The organism is Sphaerisporangium sp. NPDC088356 (assembly GCF_040685555.1).
Taxonomy (GTDB): domain Bacteria; phylum Actinomycetota; class Actinomycetes; order Streptosporangiales; family Streptosporangiaceae; genus Sphaerisporangium.
In genome coordinates, this window is sequence record NZ_JBFBIK010000004.1 from 96,579 (window position 1) to 113,594 (window position 17,016).

Consider the following 17,016-nt stretch of genomic DNA (forward strand, 5'->3'; position numbering starts at 1 on the left):
CACCCGACCTGCCGCACCCGCTCGTTCCCTGCCGCGCTCCCCCGCTCATGCCCTGCGGCAGGCAGTGGCGCCCAGAGGCGGTTGCGCAGAAGAGGCACCTCCGGGACGAGCAACAGAACTTGCGCGACGCCCTGTCATGCCGCTGAGCGAGCGCCCGGTCTCCGGATTGCCGTGCGTGGTGTTCGCCCCACGGTTACAGCGCGGACGGGAGATTGTCGGCGCCAACCGATAACTTCGTCGATCCTGGGGAGTCAGCACGATAGAGCGACGAGTTAGGTCCGACGGAGAGGAACCGTTATGCCCGTGATCGACCTGGAGTCCGCGGCCCGCGAGGTGGTGCGCCTGTTGGATGGCGTGACCGAGGACCGACTGGACGATCCAACGCCATGCACTGACACCCCGGTCGCCGCACTGCTCGACCACTTCATGGGACTGTCGCTGGCGTTTACCTGGGCGGCCCGCAAGACCACCCCACCCGAAGACGGACCAGGGCCGGGAGCGGTGAGTGCCGAGCATCTCGATCCGCAGTGGCGCACGCTGCTTCCGCGGCGGCTCGGTGAGTTGGTGGAGGCCTGGCGCGACCCGATCGCCTGGGAGGGGATGACCGAGGCCGGCGGCGTGACGATGCCCGCCGAACAGATGGCCATAGTCGCGCTGGACGAACTGGTCCTGCACGGTTGGGACCTGGCCCGCGCGACCGGCCAGCCGTTCGCGTGCAACCCGGCCGACACGGCGGCTGTCCTTGCGTTCACCAGCACGTCGGCGCGACCGGAGCAAGCAGCCGGCCGGGAAGGGCTCTTCGGGCCGGTGGTCGAGGTCCCCGAGGACGCGTCAGCGTTCGACCGCGCACTCGGCTTCGCAGGTCGCGACCCCGCGTGGACGCCCAAATTGGCGTGACCATCGACGGTGGGCCGGAAAAGTTCACCGTCCCGCGCAACCGCGAGGATCCGCTCATGCCGCCGATCGAGCGTGCTGATAGAAGTTGCCCTGTCACTCCGTGTACGCGCGCCTTGAGTGCAGCTCGGGGTTTCCGAAGGTCCGGTCGTGCCGATGAGCGGACGTCGGCCATTGATCGACCAAATCGTCGTCTCAGCGGGCAGGACTTGGCTCGCGTCTGACGGTGAGGTCGACATGGCGTCAGAGTTGCAGGCCGACCAGTTTGGTCAGGAAGCGGTCGAGTTGGTCGGCCAGGGGCGGCCAGGGCAGGTCGGGTTCGTTGATGCGCTGAGCCAGCATGCCGTTGACCGCGGTGCGCAGGTCGATCGTCACAGTGAGCGCGTCGTCGTGGGGGGCGGCGCCGGCGTCCATGCAGCGTTGCACCGCGGTGCGGGTGCGGTCGACCATGACCTCCTTGAACGGCATGCCGAGGCGGCGGTGGACGGCGCTTTCGTGCAGCACCTTGTAGAGGCCAGGGTGGGTCTGAGCCCATTCGGCCTGGGCCATGATGCGGGCCCGCAGTTGTGCGGCGGGGTGGTGGTCGTGGGCGGCCTCAGCGGCGTCGCCGGCGGCGATGAGTTCTTCGTGGCAGCGGTGGGCGGCGGCGAGCACGAGTGCATCGCGGTCGGGAAAATAGAGGTAGACCGAGGTCGCGGCGACGGCGACGGCGCGGGCGACGGCGCGGAGCGACAGCGCCTGATCGTCGCCGAGTTTGTCGAGCATGCGTACGCCAGCCGTCAAGATCTCCTCGCGGAGCAGGTCGCCCTGCCCTCGGGTGTTCTGCTTGCGCCGGCCCTTGGAGTCCATCTCAGCAAGAGTAGCTGTACACCTATTGCGCTACAGCTGTACTTCAATCATGCTCGGGGCGTGGCCGATGCCGGCCAGCGCAGCTACCCGTCCAACTCAAGGGGATCGCCATGCCGCTAACACTTCACGAGGCTCAGGCAGTCATCACCGGCGCACACGAACGCGCCGCCGAGATAGCCGCGCCGGTGACGGTCGCGGTCGTCGACGAGGGCGGACACCTGCAGGCCCTCGGCCGCATGAACGGCGCACCACCGCTGTCAGCCCAGATCGCCGAGGCCAAAGCGGCCAGCGTTGCCCTCTTCCGCCGCGACGGCGCCGCACTGCGCAAGATGCAGGAGAACTCGCCTGCCTTCTTTGCCCAGCTGGACCGGGCCGTGCGGGTACCCATCCTGGTTGGCGCCGGTGCGGCGCTCATCGTGCGGGGAGACACCGTCCTCGGCGCACTGGCGGTGAGCGGCGGGGTGCCCGGACAAGACGACGAATGCGCTGAGGCTGCGCTTGCTGTCCTCGCTCCCTAGCCGCGATCTGGCTGGCCGACCGCAGACATCCCGTCCGGCCGGCTCCTGACGCTCGTCGGTCACGCACTCTTCTGCCGCTGGTCGCGCGGTCATGCCAGGAGGTGTTCCGCTGGCGGGCCGCGGGGAGACGTTTGATTAGATCGTTCTATGAAGACACGAGGACATGACATCGAGGTCACGCCTGTATCGGAGCAGGTCGTGGTGCGGGTCAAGGACGTGGTCGTCGCGACCTCCTCCCGGCCGGTCCTGCTCACCGAGACGGGCTGTCCACCGCGGTACTATCTGCCGCCGACGGACGTGAAGATGGACCTGCTCAGATCATCGACAACCACGTCGCACTGCCCGTTCAAGGGCGACGCCGTCTACTGGTCGGTTCAGACCGGTGACGGTGTGGCCGAGGACGTCGTCTGGTCCTACCCGGAGCCGTTCCCGAGGGTTGAGGAGATCGCCGGACTGCTCGCCTTCTGGGCCGAGAAGCCAGGCGTCACCCTTGAGGTGAACGGGCAGGCTGCGTAAGCGTCGCGGGTTGCGATCGCCGCCACACGCAACAGACTGTCCACCATGATGGCGCTGAACATCCGCTTCTGCCGCCGAGCGTGCGCCGACTGAGCCATGAAATGCAGCCGCGACTTACGGGTGAACGATGACGCCCCGGAAGCGGCCGGGAGGGGGGTTGCGCGGCCGGCACGGGCTTCCGGGGCGTCGGTTTAACGGGGAACGGCGATTTCGAACCACACGGTGCGTCCCGCCTGGTCCTCGCGGACTCCCCATGCTGAAGCGATCTGTTCGACCAACCACAGCCCACGTCCGCTGTCGCCGTCGATGGTCGGTTCCTGGACGCGAGGAACGTGATGAGGTGCACCTTCGTCGATCACGTCCACGTGCAGCGCGTCACCGTTGTCCGTCACGGTCAGCGTCACGAGTCCCAGCGGCTTGCTGCCGGAAGCGGAGTGGCGTACGGCGTTGGTGACCAGCTCGCTGACCAGCAACTCCGCATCATCCGCGTCGCGCCATCCCTCCGCCCCGAGCAGTTCCCGTACGAAGGCCCGTGCCACCGAGACCGAGATCACCCTGCCCGGAAGCTGGACGGTTCCGAGGAGGCCGGCGGTTCTCATCGCGCCACCTCCCAGATGCGGTCCGCCGCGTCGTCCGCCAGCGCCCGCACTCGCTGCTTCCGGCCTCGCCCCCATGTGAAGAACCACCTTCCGCCCTTCGCCACCGCCATGACCCTCAGCGGACCGGGCACACGTGAGACCAGCAACGTCGGCTCCTGCCTGCGCGGTAAGTCGACGGCCGCACTGAGACCGCGCTTATGCAGGTCCCATGCCAGCCGTACGAGATGGATGAACTGCTGCTCCGTGCTGCTTACGCTCACGAGCCGACCTCCTGACGTGAAGCTCGTTCGCTCGGTTGTGGCAATCGCTACGTCCCCCACATCGGCAACCACAGGACATACCACCCCTTAGCGCATATCTCACGATAAGTAAGCGAGCGATTGCCCTCCGTGGAGATCTGGCCATAATGAACATGCTCAATGCAGCCTGTCAATGCACTGTGCAATTTTCGTTCAATCCATGCGGCTGTGACTCAGGAAAAGGGTTCCTCCGGCACACTGGCGCCATGTCAACGCCGTACAGTCCGACCGTGCGACTCCGGCGGCTCGCGCGCGAACTCCGCAAGATGAGAGAGATCAGCGGATTGAGCCCTGAAGCCGCCGCCGCGCGACTCGGATGGAGCCGCAGCAAGGTCAGTCGCATCGAAACAGGGCGTACTCGCGCGAGCCCGGCCGACGTGGCCGCAGTCTGTGACCTGTACGGCACCGGCTCCTCAGTACGCGCGGGATTGATACAACTCGCGAAGGAGGTACGCCATCGGGGTTGGTGGACCGCATACGCCGATGTGTTCACAGGCTCTTACATCGGTCTAGAGGACGAGGCCAGGCGCATCCACCAATGGGAAGTGCAGTTGGTTCCGGGGCTTCTGCAAACCGAGGATTACGCCCGCACGGTCATCAAGGCTGGCCGTCCCGACGTCAACGACCATGACGACATCCACAGGCGTGTCATGGCGCGCATGGCGCGGCGCACGCTACTCAGCCGCCAGAACGCCCCAGAACTCTGGGCGGTGCTCGACGAGGCTGTCGTACGGCGGCCTATCGGTAGCCCCGAAGTGATGCGGAACCAACTGGAAGCATTACTCGTCTTCGCACGGCGGCCGAATGTGACTATCCGCATCCTTCCATTCAGCACCGGAGCACACGCCGGCCTCGAAGGAGCATTCACGATTTTGTCCTTCGCGGAAGAAGCGGATCCCGACGTGGCCTACGTGGAAGGCACAGCGGGTGACGTATATGTCGAGAGCTCTCAGCACGTTGACCGCTATAAGGTGGCATTTGCACGCATCTGGGATGCGGCTCTCCCTCCGGAGGAGACAACGCGGCTCATCGCTGAGATCAAGGAATGCCTGTCTGATGACTGATCTGGCCAACGCGGAGTGGCGCAAGAGCAGCCTGAGCGGTAGCGGGAACAACTGTGTCGAGGTGACCCTGAACCTTCCCGGCGTCGTGGCGGTTCGCGACAGCAAGGATGCGCAAGGCGCCCCGCTGATCTTCACCCCGGCCGAGTGGCGAACCTTCGTCAGCGGCGTCAAGCGCGGCGACTTCGAGTAGGCACCGTCCCCCGAAGAATTGAACGTTCAGGTGATCTGAGGGGCCGAAGGGGTCGGCACAGTCCTGCGCCCACAGCCCAAGCCGGACGTGAGGACTGTTGGCAACGCTGCCGACCGATACGCCATCCCCGTGACCGACCCCGGCACCTGCGGCTGCTCCCCCGCCGCCAGCCGCACCTGATCGCCTGACGAGGCCGGCTGAGCTTTTTCAGGGTACTTGCTGATTTTTCGTTATCCAGGGTTCGCGGGTCGGTCTCCTTTACAGGAGCGAATGCGTCCGTCTGGGCGCCGTCGATCCGGTCCCCGATTCCCGACGAAGGATCTCATCGACCATGAGTGAGACTGTTCCGCGTGGCACCGTACGAGGCCGTACATCCGGCGTCCGCCGCGTCGCGCTCGTAGGCGCCCTCGCGGCCGTCCTGGGCGCCTCCATGGTGAACGGCGCAGGCGCGGCCGAAGCCCCCCTCTCGCAGGGCCGGGCGGCCGCCGCCTCCTCGTCCGAGCGGGGTGACCTGTCGCCCTCGGCCGCGGTCGACGGCAGGAGCGACACTCGCTGGTCCAGCAAGTTCAGCGACCCGCAGTGGCTGCAGGTCGACCTGGGCAGGACCACCGCGATCAAGAAGATCGTGCTGAACTGGGAGCGCGCGTACGCCACCGCGTTCCAGATCCAGACGTCCCCCGGCGGGGGCCAGTGGACGACGGTCCTGTCCACGAGCGCGGGCAAGGGCGGCCTGCAGACCCTCAACGTGTCGGCCACCGGCCGGTACGTGCGGCTCTACGCCACCAAGCGGTCCAGCCAGTACGGCGTCTCGCTGTGGGAGTTCCAGGTATTCGGCAGCGGCTCGGCGACCCCTGCACCCACCGCCACCCCCACCAAGCCCGCTCCGAGCGGTAGCCCCAGCGCCACTCCGACCAAGCCGGTCCCCGTGGAGACCTCCGCGAAGAAGGGCGTCGGCGTGTGGCAGGCGCCCGGCGTCAGCGCCGCGCTCGCCGGCTCCGGCGCGAGCTGGTACTACACGTGGTCGACCAACCACAACGGCGTCACCACGCCCAAGTCGGCGGAGTTCGTGCCGATGATCTGGGGAGCGGCCAGCGTCACCGACGCGAACCTCGCCCAGGCCAAGAGCGCCGGCCCGTACCTGCTCGGGTTCAACGAGCCGGACATGGCCGCGCAGTCCAACATGTCCGTGGACAAGGCGCTGTCGCTGTGGCCGAAGCTCATGGAGACCGGCAAGGTGCTCGGCAGCCCCGCCGTCGCCTACGGCGGGAACACCCCCGGCGGCTGGCTCGACAGGTTCATGTCGGGAGCGGCCTCCCGCGGCTACCGCGTCGACTTCATCACGCTGCACTGGTACGGCGGTGACTTCCGCACCGACGCCGCGGTCGGCCAGCTCAAGTCCTACCTGCAGGCCGTGTACGAGCGGTACCACAAGCCGATCTGGCTGACCGAGTACGCCCTGATCGACTTCTCGAAGGGCACCCGCTTCCCCAGCGACACCCAGCAGGCGGACTTCGTCACCGCCTCCACCAAGATGCTCGGCTCTCTGTCGTACATCCAGCGCTACGCGTGGTTCGGCCTGCCGGCCTCGGACACCGAGCCCAGCAGCGGCCTGTTCCACGGCAACGGGGTCGCCACCCCGGCGGGCCGCGCCTTCCAGGCCGCCGGCTGACCCTCGAAGGACTTCTGGGGTAGCACCCCCGCGACAAGCCCTGCTCCCAGAAGCACGGGAGGCCCCCGGCCGCCACCGGGGGCCTTTCGTCGTCAGAGCCCGGCCACGGCCGATCTAGACCCGTTCGAGGACGCGGAGGGAACCCTCGGTCCTGATCTCCTTGTAGTCGCCCGAGGAGATCGCGCGCTGGAAGACCCGGAACGGGGCCTGCCCGCCCGTGGCGGGGTCGGGGTAGATGTCGTGGAAGACCAGCGCGCCGCCCGGCATGAGGTGCGGCGCCCAGCCCTCGTAGTCCTTGGTGACGGGCTCCTCGGAGTGGCCTCCGTCGATGAAGAGCATCGCGAGGGGGGTTCCCCAGTAGCGGGCTACCATCTCGGAGCGCCCCACGACCGCGATCACGTACTCCTCCAGCCCGGCCGAGGCGATGGCCGCGCGGAAGAACGGGAGCGAGTCCATCTTGCCGAACCGCGGGTCCATCAGCGTGGGGTCGTGGTGGGCCCAGCCGGGCTGGATCTCCTCCGAGCCCCTGTGGTGGTCCACGGTGAACACGACCGACCCGGTCTCGCGTGCGGCGGCGCCGAGGTAGATCGCCGACTTGCCGCAGTAGGTGCCGATCTCGCAGATGGGGCCGAGCGAGCCGTACGCGCAGGCGGTGTCGAACAGGGCCACGCCTTCGTTCGGCGGCATGAACCCCTTCGCACGCTCGGCCGCGTGGCGCAGGTCGGCCGGCAAGGACACGTGAGTCATGATTTTTCCCCTGTGTACGGCAATGCTGGTGCACCCTACCTATCAACGCTCACGGCGTGGGAACCGTGCCCCGTTTCTTGATCGAAGCGAGCCGAACAATATTCCAAACGACCCTTGCCCCACCTGGTGGAACGTGTTCTACTTTGCAGCGTGAACCAGCGTGCTCGCATAGTGATGTCCGATGACGAGGTGACGGCGTTCCTGCGGGAGTCCCGCAAGCTCCAGCTGGGCACGATCAACCCGGACGGTACACCGCACATGGTGACGATGTTCTACGGCCTCGTCGAGGGCCAGATCGTGGTCTGGACGTACGGCAAGGCCCAGAAGACGCGGAACATCGAGCGCGACCCCCGGGTGACCTGCCTCATCGAGGCCGGGGACGACTACTTCGACCTCAGAGGCGTCCTGCTGTACGGCACCGCGCGGCTGATCGACGCGCCTGACGCCATCCTCGACATCGGCATGAACATCACCGGGCGGATGACGGGACTCGGCGACGCCGGCGCCACCGACGAGCTTCGCGGGTACGTCGAGCACACCGGCCGCAAGCGAGTCGCCTACGTTGTCGAGCCGACACGCGTGGTTTCCTGGGACCACCGCAAGCTCGCCACCCCCGCTTCGGCCTAGTCTCGCCTTAAGCCGTACGAACGCGAGAAGGGCTCCGATGAAAATCAAGGTCGACTACGACGTCTGCGAGGCCAACGCCGTCTGCATGGGCCTGGCACCCGAGGTCTTCGAAGTGGACGACGACGACAACCTGAACGTCCTGCTTCCCGAGCCCCCGCCGGAGATGCTCGACCGCGTGCGCCACGCGGTCCGATCCTGCCCCAAAGCCGCCCTCTCCCTAGAGGAAGAGTAGGCGCCCCCCAAGGAGGTCCCCTTTATGCGAGCCGCGCTACTGCACGCCGTCGGCGACGACAAGCTCGACATCCGCGACGACTTCACCCTCGCCCCGGTGGGTCCGACGGACGTGCGCGTGAAGATCAAGGCGACCGGCGTCTGCCACTCGGACCTGTCGGTGCTGTCGGGTGTGCTGCCCATGCCCCTGCCGGTGATCCCCGGGCACGAGGGCGCGGGCGAGGTCGTGGAGGTGGGCGAGCACGTCACCTCCGTCCAGCCGGGCGACCACGTCATCATCAACTGGACCCCGGCCTGCGGCTCGTGCCCGAACTGCGTCGTCGGCCAGCCCTTCCTCTGCATGACCTACGTCATGGAGAGCTTCTCCCTGGCGAGGTTCCGCTTCGGCGGCGAGACCCCCGCGTTCGGCATGGCCGGCTGCGGCACCTGGGCGGAGGAGATCGTGGTCCCGTGGCAGGGCGCGATCAAGGTCGACCCCGAGGTCCCGTACGAGGTCGCGGCCCTGATCGGGTGCGGCATCACCACGGGCGTGGGCGCCGCGATCAACACGGCGAAGGTCAGGCCCGGCTCCACCGTCGCCGTGATCGGCTGTGGCGGCGTGGGACTGTCGGTCATCCAGGGGGCCCGGGTGTCCGGGGCCACGACGATCCTCGCGGTCGACCCGCTGGAGTCCAAGCACACGCTCGCCAAGAAGGTCGGCGCCACGGACGCCTGCACTCCCGATCAGCTGATGGAGGTCATCGGGTCCCTCACGGGCGGCCAGGGGTTCGACTACGGCTTCGAGGTGGTCGGCAAGTCGGCGTCGATCATGTCGGCCTGGCAGGCCACCCGCCGGGGCGGCGACGTCATCGTGGTCGGCGCGGGCGCCATGGACGACATCGTGCCCCTGTCGGCCTTCAGCCTGCTGTTCGAGGGCAAGAACCTCCTCAGCTCGCTGTACGGCGGCAGCGACGTGCGCCGTGACTTCCCGTTCTTCGCCAACCTGTGGAAGGCCGGCAAGCTCGACCTTGAAAGCATGATCAGCTCTCGCATCAGGCTCGGCGACCTCAACGACGCCGTCGCGGCCCTCAGGGGCGGCGAGGTCCTCCGCCAGATCGTCGTCTTCGACTGACCAGGAGAACGCGGATCCGGCCACGCCCCTGCTATGTAGGCTGCGTGTCTACATAGCAGGGGCGTGGCCGGAACGGGCTGGCCGGTCGCGTGACCGCCGGCGGCGTAGCGGGGTCAGTCGGAGGAGAAGGCCGCGTCGAAGGACGCGGTGGGGGGCGTGATCGCGTTGAGACCCTTGACGAAGGTCAGGGCCTCGGGGGCGCCGGCGAGGCGGTCCATGCCGGCGTCCTCCCACTCGACCGAGATCGGGCCGTCGTACCCGATGGAGTTGAGTGCGCGGAAGCAGTCCTCCCAGGGCACGTCTCCCCTGCCGGTGGAGACGAAGTCCCAGCCCCGGCGCAGGTCGGCCCAGGGCAGGTGAGAGGACAGCCGGCCCCGGCGCCCGTCGCCCGAGCGGACCTTGGCGTCCTTGCAGTCCACATGGTAGACGCGGTCGGCGAAGTCGAGGATGAACCCGACCGGGTCGATCTCCTGCCATACCATGTGCGAGGGGTCCCAGTTCAGGCCGAAGGCGGGCCGGTGCCCGATGGCCTCGAGCGTCCGCACGGTGGTGTGGTAGTCGTAGGCGATCTCACTCGGGTGCACCTCGTGGGCGAAGCGCACGCCGACCTCATCGAACACGTCCAAGATCGGGTTCCACCGGTCGGCGAAGTCCTGGTAGCCCGCGTCGATCATCGACGGCGGGACCGGGGGGAACATCGCCACGGTGTGCCAGATCGACGACCCGGTGAAACCGACCACCGTGCTCACGCCGAGCTTCGCCGCCGCGCGGGCGGTGTCCTTCATCTCCTCCGCCGCGGCCTGGCGCACCTGCTCGGGGTCTCCCGAGCCCCAGATGCGCGCGGGCACGATGCCCTTGTGGCGCTCGTCGATCGGGCTGTCGCAGACGGCCTGCCCGACGAGGTGGTTGGAGATCGTCCAGACCTTCAGCCCGTGCTTGTCCAGGATCTCCAGCTTGCGGGGGATGTAGGACTCGTCCGACAGCGCCTTGTCGACCTCGAAGTGATCACCCCAGCAGGCGATCTCCAGGCCGTCGTATCCCCACTCGCCGGCCAGGCGGCACACCTCCTCGAAGGGAAGGTCGGCCCACTGGCCCGTGAACAAGGTGATCGGTCGCGTCATGTCCGCGCTCTCCTTCGGTGCTTACAAGCGGTTGCAGGGGTTCGCTTATCAGGGATCCTGGAGACCCGGGCCCGGGAACGCAACACTTCCCGGGCCCCGGTTCCAGCGCTCTACGGGATCGGCGTCCAGCGGCTCTCGTTGGCCGCGCTCCGCTCGACGGCCGCGAGCACCTGCTGCACCCGCAGCCCGTCGGCGAACGACGGGGCCGGGTTGGTGCCCGAGCCGATCGCCTCGATGAAGTCCTTCACCTCGTGGCTGAACGTGTGCTCGTACCCGAGCCCGTGCCCCGGCGGCCACCAGGCCCCGGCGTACGGGTGTCCCCCCTCGGTGACGAGGATGCGCCGGAAGCCGGCCTCCTCGGCGGGAAGGGTGTGGTCGTGGAACCACAACTCGTTCATCGACTCGAAGTCGAAGTACAGGCTGCCGAGTGAGCCGTTGACCTCGATGCGCATGGCGTTCTTGCGCCCGGTGGCGAAGCGGGTGGCCTCGAACGAGGCGACCGCGCCTCCGGAGAGCCTGCCGATGAACACCGCCGCGTCGTCGACGGTGACGGTGCCTGTCGAGTCCGCGTCCTCGGCCACGCCGGCCGCGAGCCCAGCGGACTCGTCGGCCAGCGGGCGGTCGTTGATGAAGGTCTCGGTCAGGCCCGACACCCCGGTCAGCATCTGACCGGTGATGAACTGGGCGGTGTCGACGATGTGGGAACCGATGTCCCCGAGCGCCCCCGACCCCGCCTTGTCCTTCTGGAGCCGCCACACCAGCGGGAACTCCGGATCGACGATCCAGTCCTGGAGGTACTGCGCGCGGACGTGGCGCAGCTCCCCCAGCCGTCCCTCGGCCACGAACTGCCGCGCGAGCGCGACGGCCGGGACCCGCCGGTAGTTGAAGGCCACCATGCTGCGCACGCCGCGCTCGGCGGCCCGCTCCGCCGCCGCGACCATGGCCTCGGCCTCGGCGACGGTGTTGGCCAGCGGCTTCTCGCACAGAACGTGCTTGCCCGCTTCCAACGCGGCGATCGCGATCTCGGCGTGTGAGTCGCCGGGCGTGCAGATGTCGACGATGTCGACATCGTCCCGCTTGATGAGGTCCTTCCAGTCGTTCTCGACTGCCGCCCAGCCCAGGTCGGCGGCGGCGGCGGCCGTACGGTCCTTGGACCTTCCGGACAGCACCGCCATGACCGGCGCGACCGGCAGGTCGAAGAACGCTCCGACGCTGCGCCACGCCTGGGAGTGCACACGCCCCATGAACGCGTACCCGACCATGCCGACCCCGAGCGCCGGCCTGTTGTCACTCACGAAATAACCCCCGAATTAGGATTCGAACCCGAGCGGCAGATACTTCTGCGCGTTCTCCTTGGTAATGGTCTCCGATGCCAGCGTGATGGACTGGGGCACCTGCTGCTCGACCAGGTCACTGAGGCCCTTGCCCTGGGCGATGAGCCGGGCGAGCTTGATCGCCGAGGACGCCATGGTCGGGCTGTAGGTCACCGTGGCCTTGAGCACGCCGCTGTCGGCCTGGATGTCGCGCATGGCGTTGGCCGATCCGGCGCCTCCCACCATGAAGAACTCGTTGCGGTTCGCCTCCTTGATGGCGGCGAGCACGCCGATGCCCTGGTCGTCGTCGTGGTTCCAGATGGCGTCGATCTTCTTGTGCGCCTGGAGGAGGTTGCTGGCCACCTGCGTGCCCGACTCGACGGTGAACTTGGCGTCCTGCTTGGCGGTCACCGTGAAGCCGAAGGTCTTCAGGGCGTCGGCGAAGCCCTTGCTCCGGTCCTGCGTCAGCGGCAGCGTCGCGATGCCCTGGATCTCCAGGATCACCGGGTTGGAGACGCCCTTGTCCTTCAGGGTCTTGCCGACGTAGGTGCCCGCGGCCACGCCCATACCGTAGTTGTCGCCGCCGATCCAGACCCGGTACGACAGCTTGTCGGGGAAGACCCGGTCGAGGTTGATCACCGGGATGCCGGCGTCCATGGCCTTGCGCGCGACCTGGTTGAGCTGCTCGCCGTCGTTCGGGAGGATCACCAGAGCGCTGACCTTGGCGGCGATCAGCGACTCGACCGCGGAGATCTGCTGGTTGATGTCGTTGGTCGGCTCGACCGGCTTGAACTCCACGTCGGAGTACTGCTTGGCCTGGTCGGCGGCGTTCTTGGCTATGGCCGCGATCCAGCCGTGGTCGGCCGCCGGGGCGGAGAAGCCGATGACGACCTTGGTACCCGGCTCGTCGTTACCCGTACCGGCCGTGGTGGCCTGCGGGGCGGCGGAGCTGGGGGCGGCCGCGGGCTCGTTGCTGGTGCAGGCGCTCACGAGGGCCCCTGCGCCGACGACGGCTCCGCTGACGAGGAAACCTCGCCGGCCGACGCTCTTGTTCATGGTGACTTTCTCCTTCTGGTACGGGGGATTACCTGGGCGTAGGCGCGGTGACCGGGATCTCGGGGCTTTCGGGCGCGGCGAACGAGACCGCGGAACCCCCGCGGCCGTCCTGACGTGCCCGTCAAGCCCTTCTGACGTGTCCCGTGCCGTCGAGCCCTATGTTCGGGATTCGAGGCTTCGCCGCTGCAGGAGGACGGCGATGACGATGATCAGGCCCTTGGCTATGAGCTGGTCACTGGTGTTGAGGCCGTTGAGGATGAACAGGTTGGTGATGACCGTGAAGATCAGCAGCCCGAGGATCGAGCCGATGATGGTTCCCCGGCCACCGGTGAGCAAGGTTCCCCCGATGATGACCGCGGCGATCGCGTCAAGCTCGTACAGGTCGCCGTGGGTACTCGAGCCCGTGGTGGTGCGGGCCATGATGATCACTGCGGCGATGCCGCAGCACAGGCCGGACAGCGCGTACAGCATCATCGTGTGACGCCGTACGTTGATTCCGGCGAGCCGGGCGGCCTCCGGGTTGCCGCCGACCGCGTAGGTGCGCCGGCCGAAGGTCGTGCGGTTGAGCACGAGCCATCCGACGGCGACCACGAGCGCGAAGATGTAAACCAGCAGCGGCAGGCCGAACACGCGTGTGGTCGAGAGGTCGACGATCGCGCTGTTGTCCGCTCCGACGAGCTGGGTCCTGCGGTCGGACATGCGCTGCGCGAGCCCGCGCGCCGCCACCAGCATGGCGAGCGTGGCGATGAACGGCACCATCCTCCCGTAGGAGATCAGGAAGCCGCTGACCAGCCCCGCGCCCGTGCCGACCACGATCGCGCAGATCGCCATCACGACCGGCCCGTACGCCTGGGTGGCGAGGGTCGTGGCCCACACCGAGGCGAGCGCCATGACCGCGCCGACCGACAGGTCGATGCCCCCGCCGATGATGACGAAGGTCATGCCGACCGTGATGACGCCGATCGTCGAGGCCAGCGCGAGGATGCTCACGAGGTTCGACGAGGTGGCGAAGTTCTCTGGGCTGGTGATCAGGCCCACCACGGCCAGCAGGATCAGCGCCACGACGAGGCCGAGGTGGCGCGCCTGCCCGACCCTGCCCAGCACGCCGGACCGCGCGGGCTGAGCGGCTCGCGCCTGCTCCTCCACGCGGTGATGCTCGTCGGCGGGCGGCTGGGTGCTCTGCGGGGTGCTGCCACCCGAGGCGCGTGCGTCCGTCACAGCGCGCTCCCTTCCATGATCATGTCAATAACCCGTGGTTCGTCGAGTTCTCGTGCGTCCGACTCGTGGATGACCTTGCCTTCGCGGAGCACGAGGACCCGGTCGGCGAGGCCCAGGACCTCGGGGACCTCACTGGACACCAGCAGCACGCCCACGCCCTCGTCCGCGAGCCGCCGGATCACGGCGTACAGCTCGGCCCGGGCGCCGACGTCGACGCCCCGGGTGGGCTCGTCGAGGAGCAGGAGCTTGCGGTCCTCGACCAGCCATCGGGCGAACACGGCCTTCTGCTGGTTGCCGCCCGAGAGTGTGCGCACCGGGCGGCGTGGATCGGGCGGCCGGATGTCGACCGCCTCCGCGAGGCGCGCCGCCTCGGCGCTCTCCTCCTTGCGGTCGACCCAGCCGAACCGGGAGTACTTGCCGAGGCCGGCGATCGTGATGTTGCGCGCGACGGTCTCGTTCATCAGCAGGGCCTGCGACTTGCGCTCCTCGGGCGCGAGGCCCATGCCGAGCCGTACGGCCTTGGAGGTGCTGCCCGGAGGCACGGGCTCGCCCGCGAGCACGACCTGGCCGGACGAGGCCCGGCGCGCGCCGTACACGGTCTCGACGATCTCCGACCGCCCCGAGCCGACCAGTCCGGCCAGCCCGACGATCTCGCCTTCCCTCACCGTCAGCGAGACGTCGGTGAAGCGGCCGGGCAGCGTGAGGCCCTCAACCTTCAGCACCTCAGGGCGGCTGTCGTGAGACCCGGGCGCTGGACGCGGCGGGAAGACGTACTCCACGTCCCTGCCCGTCATCAGCGACACCACCGTGGAGGTCGGCGTCTCGCGGGCGGGAAGCCCGACGGCGGCGGTCCTGCCGTCCTTGAGCACGGTGACGCGGTCGCCGATCTCGCGGATCTCCTCCAGCCGGTGGGAGATGTATACGACCGCGACCCCCTGTGCCGTCAGGTCCCTGATGACCCGGAACAGGTTGGCCACCTCGTCGTGCGCGAGGGCGGCGGACGGCTCGTCCATGACGATCAGCCGCGTCTTGTGGGACAGCGCCCGCGCCATGCTGACGATCTGCTTCCCGGCCGCGGAGAGCCGCCCGACCTCCATCGTGGAGCGCATCTCGCCGTGGCCGAGGCTGCCGAGGAGTGTCGAGGCGGCCTTGTTCATCTCACCGCGCCGGGTGAAGCCGAACGCGGCCTGCTCGTGGCCGAGGAAGATGTTCTCCGCGACCGAGAGGCCGTCCACCAGGTCGAGCTCCTGGTAGATGGTCGAGATGCCCGACTTGATGGCGGCGATGGGCCCGGCGAAACGGACTTCCTCGCCGCCGAAGGTCACGGTGCCCTCGTCCGGCTGATGGGCACCGGCGAGGATCTTGATGAGGGTGGACTTGCCCGCGCCGTTCTGCCCGAGCAGGCAGTGGACCTCGCCGGCGCGGACATCGAGGTCCACACCGTCGAGGGCGCGGACGCCGGGAAACTGCTTGACGATCCCGCGCATGACCAGCAGGTCGCTCACAGGGCCTCCGGGAGGTGGATCGAGAGGGGTGTTCTGGGGGGCTGGAGCCATCACGAGTGTTTCATAGATCGGAGGTATGAGGCAGATAGGCGACGGAACGATGCAAACACGTTTCAAAAGGGGGCGAAAGATCGGATCTTTGAGGTCTACGGGGCGGAGAAGACATGGTCACTGATGAGCCGGGCGCCCCCGATGACCCCCGCGGTGTCCCCCAACTCGGAGAGCACGATGGGGAGGTTTCCGGTGGCCAGGGGCAGTGACCTCCGGTAGACGACGCTCCTGATCTCCGCGAGTAGTACATGGCCCAGACGGGCCACTCCTCCCGCGATAATCACTAGGCCCGGATTGAAGAAGCTGACGAGGCTCGCCAGCACCTGCCCTGCCTGACGGCCTCCGTCGCGGATGAGCTGGATCGCGGCCGGGTCCCCGAGGGTCGCGGCGGCGGCCACGTCCTCGGCGGACAGCCTTCCCACCGAGGCGAGGCGTTCGGAGAGGTACGACGACCGCGGGGCGATCCTGACCGCCTCCCTTGCGAGCGCCGCGCCGCCGAAGTAGGCCTCCAGGCACCCGGTGTTGCCGCACGTGCAGGTCGGCCCCTGGTCGTCGACCCGTATGTGGCCGATGTCGCCGGCGCTCCCGGAGACACCCCGGTAGATCTTGCCGTCGACTACGATGCCGCAGCCGATTCCGGTGCCGATCTTTATGAGCAGGAAGTCGTCGACCTGCTTCGCGAGACCGGCGTGGAGCTCGCCCAGCGCCATGAGGTTGACGTCGTTGTCCACCATGGCGGGGCAGCCGAGCTCCTGGCTGATCGCCTCCTTGACCGGATACCTGTCCCAGCCCGGCATTATGGGGGGCGCCACGGGGACGCCCTCCCGGAAGCTCACGGGCCCTGGCACTCCGATGCCGACGCCGTGGAGCTGGGTGAACAGCCCCTGCTCGCGCAGCTTGCCGAGGAGCTCCATCGCACGGTCGAGCACCGCCGCCGGTCCGATCCGGACGTCACAGGGCTCGCTGACGTGGCCGAGGACCTCCAGCTCGCCGTTGGTGACCGCGACGTCGACCGAGGTGGCGCCGATGTCGATGCCGACGAACCTCAGGTGGGGCGACAGCCGGACCATGCCGGACCGCCTTCCCCCGCGCGACGCGGCCAGCCCGGCCTGCTCGACCAGTCCCATCTCGATGAGGCGGTCGAGCTCCAGATTGAGCTTCGAACGGGAGAGCTCGACGACGTCCCCGAGCTCCGCTCGCGACCGGCCGCCGTCTCGCAACAGGCGCAGCAAGGTCGCCTGATGGACGTTGTCGGGCCGTACGGGCATTCGCTTCACAGAGCCTCCGGGTCGGAGTGATATGACGCCGAAGCTAGTTCACTTCCGCTGCTTCGGGAAGCCCTTTTTGATGACAATTCATAACTTTCGCCGTTATCAACGAAAGCAGGTGACAGACTTCACTTGTATGCGAAAACCGCACGATCATCGCGGCGCTGCGA

General features: G+C 67.9%; 19 protein-coding genes. 9 read left to right on the top strand and 10 right to left on the bottom strand.

Annotated elements, in window-relative coordinates:
* The first annotated feature begins 297 nt into the window (after positions 1–297).
* Positions 298–897 carry a TIGR03086 family metal-binding protein gene (locus AB0O34_RS03300; protein WP_363912072.1) on the top strand — a complete coding sequence of 200 codons (600 nt, stop codon included), beginning with the start codon at positions 298–300 and terminating at the stop codon, positions 895–897.
* Positions 898–1,137: 240 nt separating this feature from the next.
* On the opposite strand, the gene AB0O34_RS03305 is transcribed toward AB0O34_RS03300, so the two are convergent.
* Positions 1,138–1,743, bottom strand: coding sequence for a TetR/AcrR family transcriptional regulator (locus AB0O34_RS03305; RefSeq protein ID WP_363912074.1), 606 nt, complete (start codon positions 1,741–1,743; stop codon positions 1,138–1,140).
* A 110-nt stretch (positions 1,744–1,853) separates the two neighbouring features.
* Here AB0O34_RS03305 and AB0O34_RS03310 point away from each other — a divergent pair, with 110 nt between their 5' ends.
* Together AB0O34_RS03310 and AB0O34_RS03315 are read left to right on the top strand one after the other, a co-directional pair.
* Positions 1,854–2,261 (top strand): heme-binding protein, encoded by a 408-nt coding sequence (locus AB0O34_RS03310; RefSeq protein ID WP_363912076.1) that lies wholly within the window; start codon positions 1,854–1,856, stop codon positions 2,259–2,261.
* 147 nt (positions 2,262–2,408) lie between these two features.
* Positions 2,409–2,777 (top strand): DUF427 domain-containing protein, encoded by a 369-nt coding sequence (locus AB0O34_RS03315; protein WP_363912078.1) that lies wholly within the window; start codon positions 2,409–2,411, stop codon positions 2,775–2,777.
* 191 nt (positions 2,778–2,968) lie between these two features.
* Here AB0O34_RS03315 and AB0O34_RS03320 read toward each other — a convergent pair whose 3' ends face one another.
* Positions 2,969–3,376 carry an ATP-binding protein gene (locus AB0O34_RS03320; RefSeq protein ID WP_363912080.1) on the bottom strand — a complete coding sequence of 136 codons (408 nt, stop codon included), beginning with the start codon at positions 3,374–3,376 and terminating at the stop codon, positions 2,969–2,971.
* On the bottom strand, positions 3,373–3,636 hold the full coding sequence (locus tag AB0O34_RS03325; protein ID WP_363912082.1) for a hypothetical protein: 264 nt from the start codon (positions 3,634–3,636) through the stop codon (positions 3,373–3,375). The genes AB0O34_RS03320 and AB0O34_RS03325 overlap by 4 nt, the downstream gene beginning before the upstream one ends.
* A 146-nt stretch (positions 3,637–3,782) precedes the next feature.
* On the opposite strand from AB0O34_RS03325, the gene AB0O34_RS03330 reads away from it, so the two are divergent.
* From AB0O34_RS03330 to AB0O34_RS03340, 3 genes are all read left to right on the top strand, one after another.
* Entirely contained in the window at positions 3,783–4,739 is a 957-nt protein-coding gene (locus tag AB0O34_RS03330; protein WP_363912084.1) for a helix-turn-helix transcriptional regulator, read from the top strand.
* Positions 4,732–4,929, top strand: coding sequence for a DUF397 domain-containing protein (locus tag AB0O34_RS03335; RefSeq protein WP_363912086.1), 198 nt, complete (start codon positions 4,732–4,734; stop codon positions 4,927–4,929). The genes AB0O34_RS03330 and AB0O34_RS03335 overlap by 8 nt, the downstream gene beginning before the upstream one ends.
* A gap of 331 nt (positions 4,930–5,260) precedes the next feature.
* The gene (locus AB0O34_RS03340) at positions 5,261–6,598 is read left to right on the top strand and encodes a glycosyl hydrolase (protein WP_363912088.1); all 1,338 of its coding nucleotides are present in this window, start codon (positions 5,261–5,263) and stop codon (positions 6,596–6,598) included.
* A gap of 114 nt (positions 6,599–6,712) precedes the next feature.
* Here AB0O34_RS03340 and AB0O34_RS03345 read toward each other — a convergent pair whose 3' ends face one another.
* Complete coding sequence (locus tag AB0O34_RS03345) at positions 6,713–7,345, bottom strand: class I SAM-dependent methyltransferase (RefSeq protein WP_363912090.1); 633 nt, start codon at positions 7,343–7,345, stop codon at positions 6,713–6,715.
* Between the two features lie 174 nt (positions 7,346–7,519).
* On the opposite strand from AB0O34_RS03345, the gene AB0O34_RS03350 reads away from it, so the two are divergent.
* The 3 genes from AB0O34_RS03350 to AB0O34_RS03360 are packed head-to-tail and all read left to right on the top strand — an operon-like array spanning position 7,520 to position 9,314.
* Entirely contained in the window at positions 7,520–7,972 is a 453-nt protein-coding gene (locus AB0O34_RS03350) for a pyridoxamine 5'-phosphate oxidase family protein (RefSeq protein WP_363912092.1), read from the top strand.
* Positions 7,973–8,009: 37 nt separating this feature from the next.
* Positions 8,010–8,204 carry a ferredoxin gene (locus AB0O34_RS03355; protein WP_358549913.1) on the top strand — a complete coding sequence of 65 codons (195 nt, stop codon included), beginning with the start codon at positions 8,010–8,012 and terminating at the stop codon, positions 8,202–8,204.
* 24 nt (positions 8,205–8,228) lie between these two features.
* A complete protein-coding gene (locus tag AB0O34_RS03360) occupies positions 8,229–9,314 on the top strand; it encodes a Zn-dependent alcohol dehydrogenase (RefSeq protein WP_363912095.1) in 1,086 nt (361 codons plus the stop codon).
* A gap of 113 nt (positions 9,315–9,427) precedes the next feature.
* On the opposite strand, the gene AB0O34_RS03365 is transcribed toward AB0O34_RS03360, so the two are convergent.
* The 6 genes from AB0O34_RS03365 to AB0O34_RS03390 form a co-directional block, all read right to left on the bottom strand.
* Positions 9,428–10,435, bottom strand: coding sequence for a sugar phosphate isomerase/epimerase family protein (locus AB0O34_RS03365; protein WP_363912097.1), 1,008 nt, complete (start codon positions 10,433–10,435; stop codon positions 9,428–9,430).
* A 110-nt stretch (positions 10,436–10,545) separates the two neighbouring features.
* A complete protein-coding gene (locus AB0O34_RS03370) occupies positions 10,546–11,730 on the bottom strand; it encodes a Gfo/Idh/MocA family oxidoreductase (protein WP_363912099.1) in 1,185 nt (394 codons plus the stop codon).
* A 15-nt stretch (positions 11,731–11,745) separates the two neighbouring features.
* A complete protein-coding gene (locus tag AB0O34_RS03375) occupies positions 11,746–12,804 on the bottom strand; it encodes an ABC transporter substrate-binding protein (RefSeq protein WP_363912100.1) in 1,059 nt (352 codons plus the stop codon).
* Between the two features lie 156 nt (positions 12,805–12,960).
* Positions 12,961–14,022: an ABC transporter permease gene (locus AB0O34_RS03380; protein WP_363912102.1), complete on the bottom strand. Its 1,062-nt coding sequence runs from the start codon at positions 14,020–14,022 to the stop codon at positions 12,961–12,963.
* Positions 14,019–15,527 (bottom strand): sugar ABC transporter ATP-binding protein, encoded by a 1,509-nt coding sequence (locus AB0O34_RS03385; protein WP_363912104.1) that lies wholly within the window; start codon positions 15,525–15,527, stop codon positions 14,019–14,021. Before AB0O34_RS03385 ends, AB0O34_RS03380 begins: the two co-directional genes overlap by 4 nt.
* Before the next feature lie 146 nt (positions 15,528–15,673).
* The gene (locus AB0O34_RS03390) at positions 15,674–16,846 is read right to left on the bottom strand and encodes an ROK family transcriptional regulator (RefSeq protein ID WP_363912159.1); all 1,173 of its coding nucleotides are present in this window, start codon (positions 16,844–16,846) and stop codon (positions 15,674–15,676) included.
* Between the last annotated feature and the right edge of the window lie 170 nt (positions 16,847–17,016).